This is a genomic window from Acetobacter sp., assembly GCF_047721705.1.
Taxonomy (GTDB): domain Bacteria; phylum Pseudomonadota; class Alphaproteobacteria; order Acetobacterales; family Acetobacteraceae; genus Acetobacter.
Genome location: NZ_JBDNXK010000028.1, coordinates 23,409 through 35,476 on the forward strand (window position 1 = coordinate 23,409; position 12,068 = coordinate 35,476).

Consider the following 12,068-nt stretch of genomic DNA (forward strand, 5'->3'; position numbering starts at 1 on the left):
CGTCGTGCACGTTATCGACTGGAGCCACAGATAGTCCTCTATAAAACTGGCCTGCGTTTTACCCCGCAGGAAAACGCTGAACGGCCTCTATCACATAAACCGCGCAAAGACTGCACCCGAAGTAGCACGTTACAGCCCCGGAACTCCTCTCAAGCCCCTGATGACTGCGTGAAACAGGATCATGTCTATCGTATGAAAAATGATTTTTAGTTACTCTTCCGTCTCCGGCGTGAACAGACTGCAAACAATTTCATCAGCCCGAAGCGCCTCCAGAACGACAGTCCGCTGGTCGCGCGAAACAACGAGAGCAATGTGGCGAAAGAAAGCACGGCTCCCCCGCGCACGTTCCTGATAAATCAGGAGAAGGCGGGTGACCAGAGCCGACCTTCCATTACAACAGACGCACGCGGCCCCATGGCGTGCATCCTCGCCAGCCCTGTCGTCAGATACAAACCGGGAAGCCGAAAAAACAGGAGAAGCAGGTAAACTGCCCTTCTCCAGACGCGCGATTTCCAGCCAGCCGACCGGCGGAGCAATCTCCATATCCGCTGGTACAAGCAACAGGCTCTCAGAGCGCCGCGCAGGATTCCAGCTGACAATCTCTTCCGGTGTAATAACATTCAGAGAAATCACTGAAGAATCCTTGTGTACACTATCCGCACTCATCCGGTCGTATTGCATGGGCATTATGACGAGTGACTTCCCTTATAGTCTCAGTCCCTGACGGTCTGAATGGAAGAGGTCTGACGCTCTTTTCTGGACAGCGCTCTCTGGCTCTGGAATAACCGCCGTCCCTCCCGCGTTGCGGAATGCACCCTCCGAATATCCGGTAGTCCATAAATGACCTCCTCAAGCTCTTCCCGTCCCCCGCTGCTCGAAGCCCTGCAGGAACAGGTGTTGCTGTGTGACGGCGGTATGGGATCACGCGTGCAGGCACTCGATCTCGAGACCGAACGGGACTACTGGGGGCAGGAGAACTGCACCGAGATCCTCAACCTGTCGCGGCCGGAACTGGTGCGCGAAATCCATCGCGGCTACTTCGAGGCTGGGGCGGACATGGTGGAGACCAACAGCTTCGGCGGGTCTCCGATCACGCTGGCGGAGTTCGATCTTCAGGACCGTGCCCGCGAGATCAACCGCATTGCCGGCACGCTGGCGCGTGAGGCCGCCGACCAGTTCGATGACGAGCGTCATCGTTACGTGCTCGGCTCCATCGGTCCCGGCACCAAGCTGCCTTCACTTGGCAACATTGATTATGACACGCTGGAAGCCGGTCTGGCCGAGCAGGGGCGTGGACTGATCGAGGGTGGCGTCGATGCCTTCCTGATCGAGACCTGTCAGGACACACTCCAGATCAAGGCGGCCGTCAACGGCATGAAGATCGCCCGCGCCGAGATGGGCGTGAACACCCCGATCTTCGTGCAGGTCACGGTCGAGACCACCGGCACGCTGCTGGTCGGTCCGGACATCGCCGCTGCCGCGACGGTGGTGGAGAGCCTCGATGTCGATCTGATCGGGCTGAACTGCGCCACGGGTCCGCAGGAGATGGCCGAGCATGTCCGCTGGCTGGCCGAGAACTGGCCGCGCCTGATTTCCGTGCTGCCGAACGCCGGTCTGCCGGAACTGGTCAACGGCCAGACGCACTATCCGCTCAGCCCGGAAGAGATGGCGCTGTGGATGGAGCGCTTCATCATTGAAGACGGGCTGAACATGATCGGCGGTTGCTGTGGCACGTCCACGCCGCATATCGCGGCCCTCGACGCCATGCTGCGGAGCCGTGCGCCGTCTGGAAAGCACCGTCCCGCGCCGACGAAGCGCAACCCGACATGGGTGCCGTCCGTCGCCAGCCTCTACAGCCAGACGCCGCTGCGTCAGGAAAACGCTTATTTCTCTATCGGCGAACGCTGTAACGCCAACGGATCGAAGAAGTGGCGCGAGCTTCAGGAAGCGCATGACTGGGATGGCTGCGTCGCTGTCGGGCGTGAGCAGGTTGCGGAAGGGTCGAACTCGCTGGATGTCTGCACGGCTTTCGTCGGACGTGACGAGAAGGCGGAGATGGACGAGGTCATCCGCCGCTTCACCTCATCGGTGAACGCGCCGCTGGTGATCGACTCCACGGAAACGCCGGTCATCGAATCGGCGCTGAAGCTGCATGGCGGCAAGCCGATCATCAACTCGATCAACTTCGAGGATGGCGAGGCGATTGCTCACGACCGCATGAAGCTGGCCCGCAAGTTCGGCGCGGCCGTCGTGGCGCTGACCATCGACGAGGTCGGCATGGCGAAGACGGCGGAAGACAAGCTCCGCATCGCCTCGCGGCTGGTGGAGTTCGCGTGTGACCAGTATGGCCTGCCGCAGTCGGACCTGCTGATCGATCCGCTGACCTTCACCATCGCCACTGGCGTGGAAGATGATCGCAAGCTGGGGCAGTGGACGCTGGAAGGCATCCGCATGATCCGGGAGAAGTTCCCGGACATTCAGATCATCCTCGGCCTGTCGAACATCTCCTTCGGCCTGAACCCGGCGGCCCGCGCAGTGCTGAACTCGGTGTTCCTCGATCATGCCGTGAAGGCGGGCATGACGGGCGCGATCGTGCATGTGTCCAAGATCCGGCCGCTGCATCTGATTCCCGCCGAGGAAGTGAAGGTCGCGGAAGACCTGATCTTCGACCGTCGTTCGGAGGACTACGATCCGCTCCAGAAGTTCCTGTCGCTCTTTGAAGGGCGCAAGGCGGCTGATGTCGCGAAGAAGGCGAAGGCCGAGACCGCACCGGAGCGTCTGAAGGACCGGATTGTCGATGGTGACCGCAAGGGGCTTGAGGCCGACCTTGAGGAAGCCATGAAGGAGATGCCGCCGATCGACATCATCAACAACGTGCTGCTCGACGGCATGAAGGTGGTGGGCGAACTGTTCGGTTCCGGCAAGATGCAGCTTCCGTTCGTGCTTCAGTCCGCCGAGACGATGAAGGCCGCGGTCGCTTGGCTTGAGCCGCATATGGAGCGTGTCGAAGGACAGGCGCGCGGCACGATTGTGCTGGCGACCGTGAAGGGCGACGTGCACGATATCGGCAAGAATCTCGTGGACATCATCCTGACCAACAACGGCTATCGGGTGGTCAATCTCGGCATCAAGGTGCCGGTGGCGGACATGATCGAATCCGCCCGCGCCGAGAAGGCGGATGCGATCGGAATGTCCGGGCTGCTGGTGAAGTCCACGGTCATCATGCGCGAGAATCTTCAGGAGATCGACCGGCAGGGGATCGAGCTTCCGGTCATTCTCGGGGGCGCGGCGCTGACCCGCAACTATGTCGAGGACGACTGCGCCGCCGCCTATGGCACGCATGGTCGTGTGGCCTATGCCCGCGATGCGTTCGACGGTCTCTCGCTGATGGATGTGGTCGCGCAGGGCAAGTTCGACGATTATGCAGCCGCCATCGCCAAGCGGCGTGAAGGCAAGGCGAAACGCGCTACGCCGCGCACGCCGGAAGCTGCCGAGGAGCGCGGGTTCGGGCTGGTGGATGTGGCCGCCGCGCAGGCGCGTCGTCGTCGGATCACGAAGGATGAGCCGGTCATCAAGCCGCCGTTCTGGGGACCGCGTGTGGTCGAGGCCGAGACCAACGCGGTGCTGCCGTTCCTCAATGAACGCTCACTCTATCAGTTCCAGTGGGGCTTCAAGAAGCAGGGCCGCACGCTGGAGGATTTCCTGAGCTGGGCGCGTCAGGAACTGCGTCCCGTGCTGCGCCGGATGCTGACGCTGTGCGAAGCGGAGGATATTCTCAAACCGCGTGCCGCTTATGGTTACTGGAAGGCGGCCGGACAGGGGAACGATCTGATCCTGTTTGCGGAAGACGGACAAACCGAAGTGGCCCGCTTCACCATGCCGCGTCAGCCGCGTGAGGACGGCGAGTGCATTGCCGATTTCGTGCGAGATGTGGATGACGCCGAGCGTGACGTGATCGGGTTGCAGGTGGTGACGGTCGGGCAGAAAGCCTCCGACATGGCCCGCGAGTGGTTCGAGGAAAACCGTTATCAGGACTACCTCTATCTGCATGGCCTGTCTGTCGAGGTAGCCGAGGCGATGGCGGAATATACGCACAAGCGCATCCGCGCTGAACTCGGGTTCTCGGGTGAGGATGCCCGCGATATGGACAAGCTTCTGTCGCAGGGTTATCGCGGCTCACGCTATTCGTTCGGCTATCCTGCCTGCCCGCGTCTGGAAGATCAGGAACCGATCCTGAAGCTGCTGGATGCGGAGAAGATCGGCGTGTCGCTGTCGGACGGCTATCAGTTGCATCCTGAGCAGTCGACTTCAGCGCTGGTGATCCTGAACCCACGGGCGAAATACTTCACGGTGTAAGAACTATCCTCGGGAGAATCCCCCCGAGGATGACGTCCGTATTCGACGCCCTTTCATAATAATATCATTGAACTGTCACTCAGTGACTCATGGAACGCCACTAAAACCCGCCAGCGGAAATCGTCTGCCAGACGCACGACGATGAAAGTTCTGTGGGTTTTGCTTGATGTTGCGAACATTCTGTCGGGCGGGGCTGCTTTCCTGCTCCGCGCTACTTTCTTTTGTATCTGCTCCAACGCATGCCCAACGCCCGTTACCAGACCTGCGGGATCGAGATTTTCCATCGGAAGCCCATAGGTTCAGGGAACCTGCCTATCCATACTACTGGTATTCCCACCAGAGCGCGCCGCACTCCTCCTGCGGTTCTGACGCGGTCCTGCGATCCGGCAAGGTCGTGAGCGCCGATCTCGAGCTGGCCTACTCGCGCAACCGGATATGGAATCCTTCTGAAAACAGATACGACTCTGTAAAGCTGCGTTCCTATAACGGTTGTCTGGCGGCCCCCACCATCGTCGTTTCTCCGGGTGATGAACTGCGGATCGATCTTCATAACGATCTTCCGTCCGAACCCGATGCCGACTGTTCGAAGCCGATCAATACACCGTCCTGTTTCAACAGACAGAACCTGCACCTGCACGGCATGCATGTGTCGCCGGAAGGTCATGCCGACAATGTCATGCATTCCATTCTGCCTGATGGCGGCACATGGAATTATCAATACGCCATTCCCGACACACATCCTGCCGGCACATTCTGGTACCACGCCCATCAGCATGGTGCGACGTCCATAGGCGTGGCCAGCGGCGAGGAAGGTGCGCTGATCGTTCGGGGACAGCGCCGCTATGCAGATCGGGCCAGAAATGGGGGCGTAGCGGACATCGATACCGTGCTGCACGACCGCTATGGCAATCCCGTCACCGATCGGATCATGCTTTTCGAGCAGATTCCGTATGGATGTTTCAGCGACGCTGACCACAAGACGCTTCTTCAGGACAGCAACACAGGCGTGTGGACGTGTCCCGCCAATGCTGAAGGCGGCGTCGAGAATTTTCGCAGCCAGTTCATCAGCAGTCGTACGGACGCTGACGGAACGCAACGTGACGCCTGGAGTCTGTCGCAACGCTATACGCTTGTGAACGGTCAGACCCAGCCCGTTCTTGAAGCCCATACTGGAGACGTGGAGCGCTGGCGCATGATTGCAGGCGGCGTTCATGACACGTTGAACGTGCAGATCGTGCAGGCCCGCTCAGGCAATGGAAAAACCCGCAATCTGAACATTCCCGCCTATGCCCGCAATTCAGGGAACGCCATGACCTGCGATGGCGCTGTCGTCGGCCAGTATGAAATTGCTGAAGACGGGCTGACACGTCGCGACATTTCACGCAAAGGCATCAATTATCTCTATCCGGGGCAGCGTAGCGATGTACTGGTCAGCTTCCGCAAGCCGGGACTTTACTGCGTGATCGATCAGGGTGGGAGCACGCTCAACACCGTCGTTCCCTACAAGTCGCGCCCACAGGGGAAATCACCCTCCATAATTGCCGTCGTTTCGGTCAAAGCCGAGAGCTGGGGCCGTGAAACATCTTCCGATGAAGATACACGCATCCGTCAGCTGTTTCTCGAGGGTTCGGAAGGGCTGCCCATGTTTGTCCGCGCCCGTCTGGCGCGGTTCGATCTGACGGATTTCGCCTTCTTCCCACCGGGTGGCGTGCCGGGCAGCGATCTCTCCTCGTTGACCGTGACCCATTCGCCTACGGCGTATTTCGCCGCCTTGACGATGCCGCTGGCGGATGGAGCTTCACTACCCCCCGGCCAGCCGATGCCGGACACAAGCATCAACGGCATGATCGGTCTCGTCCAGAACACGCTGGTGAGCGTCGATGGCGTGACCGCACTGCCATTCAGCATGGATCCCACGCATATCTACAAGGTCCGACTGGGCGACGTGGATGAATGGCGCATCGGCACACGCACGATGGGCACCGGCACGACCGCCGGGCAGCATGTGTTCCATATCCACGTCAATCCGGTGGAAATCATGGATATTGTTGACACAAGCACGGGAGAATCAATTTTCACCGACGACCACACGTGCAAGCTCAAATATCGTCTGAAAGATGCGGATGGAACGGAAAACAGCAGCTACAGTCCGGAATTCTGCGATCAGTATCACGTTTTCCGGGATTCACTGTTCGTGAAACCGGGTTTTGAAACGGTTGTCCGCACGCAGTATGCCGACTTCCCGGGGGACGCCATGCTGCATTGCCACATTCTCGATCATGAAGATCAGGGGATGATGACCTATGTCTCGGTCAGGAAGGCGGAAGACGATATGGACGCAATGTCAGACGCCAGCATGTCCGGGACCATGTGAAGCATGTTTTGCGAGGCGTGATAGAGCACTTCATCACGTCTCGCAGATGTTTGGCGAAACCGGACACATATTGGTGAAGACCGCCCCGCTTGCCGATATTCCCATATGAACCGGCCCTTTTCAGGGAAGAGGCCTTTTGCAGAAAACTGACCGCCCATGATAGCGGTGCTGACACGCATACAGGCGATCCACGCGCTCGTCGTATCAGGTTCTGACCCGTAAGGAGTTTTTCATGACAAATCGAGTGGCTCTTGTCACAGGCGGCAGTCGCGGCATTGGTCGCGCCATTGCCGAGCGTCTGGCAAAAGACGGCTTTGATGTCGCCATCACTTATGCCCGCAATGCGGAAGCCGCGAAAAGCGTGACGGACACGGTGGAAAAGCTCGGGCGTCGCGCCTTAGCCATCCAGTCCGACAGCGGCAAGGTGGAAGACAACACCGCCCTGATCGGGAAAGTGGTCAAGCATTTCGGTCGTCTCGACACGCTCGTCTGCAATGCGGGCGCCTATCCCTACGGCGGCCCGGACACGCTGAAGCTGGAAGACATCATCCGCACGCTGGATCTCAATCTGCGTGGCGTGATGATCGAAGCCATTGAAGCCGCAAAAATCATGACCAAGGGTGGCCGGATCATCCTGATCGGCTCCGCATTCGGTGAGCGTGTGCCATTGCCGGGCATCTCGGTTTACGCTGCCACGAAAGCTGGTCTTGTCGGTTTTGCAAAAGGTCTCGCGCGGGACGTCGGACCGAAGGGCATCACCGTCAACGTCATCCAGCCCGGCCCGATCGACACGGAACTCAATCCGGCTGATGGCGCAGCCAGCGAGAGCTTGCGTGCGGTTCTGGCCATTCCAGCCTATGGCAAGGTCACGGATGTCGCCGATCTGGTCGGCTTTGTCGCCAGTGAAGAGGCTTCCTACATCACCGGCACGGCGCTGAGCGTCGATGGTGGTCTGACCGCCTGACGACTGGGAGGCTTCGTCGTCGTCAACCTTCTATGAACCATAATCCGCTTTGCTCTGTCCTCCTGAACGCACATGGATGGAGGATGGGGCATGCGGATAATTTTTGGTCTGATGATAGGGATGACCCTGACGGCGCTCCCCGCTTTCGCGCAGGATTACTCCGCCTCCTCAGGGCAGAATAGTGGCGGTCACTGGGACTATTCCAACAGTGCGGCGGCCAACGCCCCTGTTGAGAGTTATGAGAATTATCCGCCTCCCCCCACGCAGGTCATCATCTCTCCGGGGATGATGGGCGGCAACAGTGGATACGCCGCTGGCAACAATGCGGTAGGTTCCTCCACACAGGGAGGGCAGACGGCTCCCTCTTCTCCCGGCGTCATGCAGGGCGGTGTCGGCTGGGGCAACACCGGGGCCGGCAATGTGGGCTATGGCAACACTGGCGCAGGCAATATTGGCGCTCTCCCCCATCGGCGATAATAACGGCCGCCCTGTAAATCTCGCAGCATCGTCCTATATTGAGGTGTCATACCATAAGGACACCCGACCGGACGATGAACGCCAAATCCGTTTCAGGCCCAGCCATCCGCGTTAAGGGCGCGCGTGCTCACAATCTCAAATCAGTCGATGTGGATATTCCGCGCGATCAGCTGACCGTCATTACGGGCCTCTCCGGATCGGGCAAATCCTCTCTGGCGTTCGACACGATCTACGCCGAAGGGCAGCGTCGCTATGTCGAGAGTCTGTCCGCCTATGCCCGACAGTTCCTCGAACTCATGGGCAAGCCGGATGTGGATTCGATCGAAGGCCTGTCGCCAGCGATCTCGATCGAGCAGAAAACGACGTCCAAAAACCCGCGTTCAACCGTAGGCACAGTGACAGAGATTCATGATTACATGCGTCTGCTCTGGGCGCGGGCAGGCGTTCCCTACTCCCCGGCCACGGGCCTGCCGATTGAGGCGCAGACCGTGAGCCAGATGGTGGACCGCGTCATGGCCATGCCGGAAGGCACGCGGCTGATGCTGCTCGCGCCTGTCATACGCGACCGCAAGGGCGAGTATCGCAAGGAACTGGCCGAACTTCAGCGCAAGGGATTCTCTCGCGTGAAAGTTGACGGCACACTCTATGAAATTGAGGAAGTGCCTAATCTCAACCGCAAGCTGCGCCATACGGTCGAAGCCGTGGTGGACCGGATTGTGGTCAAACCCGGCATTGAAACCCGACTGGCCGACAGTTTCGAAACCGCCCTCGCCCTTGCCGATGGCATTGTCTACTCGGAAGAAGTGAAGCGTGACAGCGCTGAGCCTGCCGAACGCACGGTCTTTTCTTCCCGCTTCGCCTGTCCGGAAAGCGGTTTCACGCTGGAAGAAATCGAGCCTCGCCTTTTTTCCTTCAACGCCCCGCAGGGCGCCTGTCCTGCCTGTGACGGCATTGGCAGCGAAACATTTTTCGATCCGCGCCTGATCGTGCCAGACGAACGGCTGTCATTGGCGCAAGGCGCCATCGCTCCGTGGCGGAATGATAAATCGCCGCTTTACGAGCAGACGTTGCAGAGCGTGGCAAAGCATCTCGGAATCAGCATGGACACGGCGTGGCGCGATCTTCCAGAAGAAGCGCAGCAGGTCATTCTGGACGGAACGGATGAGGATGTACATTTCGTCTACCGTGATGGCGGAAAATCCCATACGCTGACAAAACCTTTTGAAGGTGCTGTCGCCAGCCTCCAGAGACGCCTGCGCAATACGGACAGTATCTGGCAGAAAGAAGAACTTTCACGTTATCAGGCACAGAAACCATGCCATGTCTGTCATGGTGCGCGCCTGAAACCTGAAGCGCTGTGCGTCAGGGTTGCAGGCTCCAACATCGCGCAGGCATCCGATCTCTCGATCCGTGAAGCGCATGAGTGGTTTGAAAACGTTCTCCCCACACTGACACCGCAGCGTGCGGAAATCGCCCGACGTATTCTACGAGAAATCAATGATCGCCTGAAATTTCTTGTGGATGTCGGTCTAGATTATCTGACTCTCTCACGAGGGTCCGCCACTCTTTCAGGAGGCGAGAGCCAGCGCATCCGTCTGGCAAGCCAGATCGGTTCCGGTCTGACGGGGGTTCTGTATGTGCTGGACGAGCCCTCTATCGGGTTGCATCAGCGGGACAATGAACGTCTCCTCGGGACATTGCAGCATCTGAAATCTCTTGGAAATACCCTGATCGTTGTCGAGCATGACGAAGACGCCATCAGCAGTGCGGACTGGCTGGTGGATATGGGGCCGGGTGCGGGCGTGAAAGGCGGAACTGTTGTCGCATGTGGCACGCCAGCCGAAGTGGCGAAATGTCCGGACAGCCTGACCGGCGCCTATCTTTCGGGGCGCAAACGCATTGAAGTGCCGACAGAACGGCGACCGGTCGATCCCAAGCGAATTGTCACAGTTCGTGGTGCTACAGGCAACAATCTGAAGAACGTGACGGCTCAATTCCCCCTCGGCACCTTCACCTGCGTGACCGGCGTGTCAGGCGGTGGCAAATCGACGCTGGTGATCGACACGCTATACAAGACACTTTCTCGTCGCCTGATGGGATCTTCGCAAACACCTGCTCCTTGTGAAGAAGTCGATGGTATTGAGCAACTCGACAAGATCATCGACATTGATCAGTCACCGATCGGTCGGACACCACGTTCCAATCCAGCCACCTATACAGATCTGTTTACGCCAATTCGTGACTGGTTCGCGGAACTTCCTGAAAGCCGCGCGCGGGGGTACAAGCCCGGTCGCTTCTCCTTCAATGTGAAGGGCGGTCGCTGCGAAGCCTGTCAGGGTGATGGTGTCATCAAGATTGAAATGCACTTCCTCCCCGATGTGTTTGTCACCTGTGATGCCTGCAAAGGTGCCCGTTATAATCGCGAAACATTGGAAGTGAAGTTCAAGGGAAAATCCATTGCCGATGTCCTCGCCATGAGCGTGGACGAGGCCCTTCCCTACTTCGAGGCTCAGACGCGTATTCGTGACCGTCTCGCCATCCTGCAGAAGGTCGGACTGGGCTATGTTGCTCTGGGCCAGCAGGCCACCACCCTCTCTGGCGGTGAAGCGCAGCGTGTCAAACTGTCGAAAGAGCTGGCACGCAGAGCGACGGGGCGCACGATGTATATTCTCGACGAACCCACTACGGGTCTGCATACTGAGGATGTGCGCAAGCTACTGGAAGTGCTGCATGCACTGGTGGATCAGGGCAATACGGTGGTCGTGATCGAGCATAATCTCGAAGTGATCAAAACCGCTGACTGGATCATAGACATCGGACCGGAAGGCGGCAGTGGTGGTGGCACCGTGGTCGCTGAAGGCACACCGGAAGACATTGCAGCCTGCAAGGCAAGCCATACCGGCCATTTCCTCGCTCCCCTTCTCACACAGGCAGGTACTTCTCCAAAAAAGACAGGCACAACACGGCGGAAGAAAAAAGGAGGATGACGTGCGGACAGGAAATTTCCTCAGAATTCTTGCTGCGGCAGGCATTCTCGGCGCCTCGATCGGAAACGGTCATGCGCAGACATTTCGAGGTGTAAACCTTCCGAGTGCAGCTTTTGCCTCTGGAAAAATCCCCGGTCGTTATGGCTATGACTATCTGTTTCCAAAAGACAGCGTCATCCACTATTACACACAACGGGGTGCCAACATCTTTCGCCTTCCCATTCTATGGGAACGTCTCCAACCGACCCTGAATGGTCCGCTCGATAAAAATTATTTGCTCCGGATACAGCAGTTTGTTGAATCGGCGCAAAAATCCGGTGCGAAAACAATCATCGATCTGCATAATTACGGCAACTACCGAGGCCAACAGATCGGATCTCCCGATGTCTCGCCACAGGCTTTTGCCGATTTATGGCGTCGTCTGGCGAAAACATTTGCTTCCGACAGGAATGTTTTTTTTGGCCTCATGAATGAGCCAAAACTTTCGTCTGCCCAGGCATGGGCGGATATTCAACAGTTGGCCATTACTGCTATCCGCAATGCTGGCGCAAAAAACACCATTCTTGTTTCAGGCATAAAATGGGATTCAGCGCAGCATCTCCCTCACGACAATGGCGATGCTCTTATTTCCCTTCATGATCCGCAGAATGACTTGCTGTTTGAGGTCCACGAATATTTCGATGGTGATGCTTCAGGCACCAAACCTGACTGCGTCTCTCCTGATCAGGCGGTTGCCCGGCTGGCGCCCGCAACAGACTGGTTCAAGGCGCATAACGTCAAAGGTTTTCTTGGTGAGTTTGGAGCCAGCCGTGATCCTCAATGTCTTCAGGCTCTGGCAAAGGTCGCCAGTTATCTGAAAGAAAGTCGTGACCATTGGGCTGGATGGACTTACTGGGCGGGTGGGCCGCTC

7 protein-coding genes are annotated in these 12,068 nt (G+C 58.3%); 6 read left to right on the forward strand and 1 reads right to left on the reverse strand.

All coding sequences use genetic code 11. From position 1 onward, the window contains the following. Nucleotides 1-210: 210 nt before the first annotated feature. On the reverse strand, nucleotides 211-633 hold the full coding sequence (locus ABF824_RS06830) for a hypothetical protein (RefSeq protein WP_415487368.1): 423 nt from the start codon (nucleotides 631-633) through the stop codon (nucleotides 211-213). Between the two features lie 207 nt (nucleotides 634-840). On the opposite strand from ABF824_RS06830, the gene metH reads away from it, so the two are divergent. The 6 genes from metH to ABF824_RS06860 form a co-directional block, all read left to right on the forward strand. Next, on the forward strand, nucleotides 841-4,356 hold the full coding sequence (gene metH / locus ABF824_RS06835; RefSeq protein WP_415487370.1) for a methionine synthase: 3,516 nt from the start codon (nucleotides 841-843) through the stop codon (nucleotides 4,354-4,356). A 394-nt stretch (nucleotides 4,357-4,750) separates the two neighbouring features. Beyond that, nucleotides 4,751-6,730: a multicopper oxidase family protein gene (locus tag ABF824_RS06840; protein WP_415487372.1), complete on the forward strand. Its 1,980-nt coding sequence runs from the start codon at nucleotides 4,751-4,753 to the stop codon at nucleotides 6,728-6,730. 232 nt (nucleotides 6,731-6,962) lie between these two features. Next, nucleotides 6,963-7,694 (forward strand): SDR family NAD(P)-dependent oxidoreductase, encoded by a 732-nt coding sequence (locus ABF824_RS06845; RefSeq protein WP_415487374.1) that lies wholly within the window; start codon nucleotides 6,963-6,965, stop codon nucleotides 7,692-7,694. Between the two features lie 111 nt (nucleotides 7,695-7,805). Next, entirely contained in the window at nucleotides 7,806-8,171 is a 366-nt protein-coding gene (locus tag ABF824_RS06850) for a hypothetical protein (protein ID WP_415487376.1), read from the forward strand. Nucleotides 8,172-8,245: 74 nt separating this feature from the next. Next, entirely contained in the window at nucleotides 8,246-11,158 is a 2,913-nt protein-coding gene (gene uvrA / locus ABF824_RS06855; RefSeq protein WP_415487378.1) for an excinuclease ABC subunit UvrA, read from the forward strand. A gap of 1 nt (nucleotide 11,159) precedes the next feature. Continuing rightward, nucleotides 11,160-12,068, forward strand: a 909-nt coding sequence (locus ABF824_RS06860) for a glycoside hydrolase family 5 protein (protein ID WP_415487380.1), incomplete at its 3' end; no start/stop codon positions are given.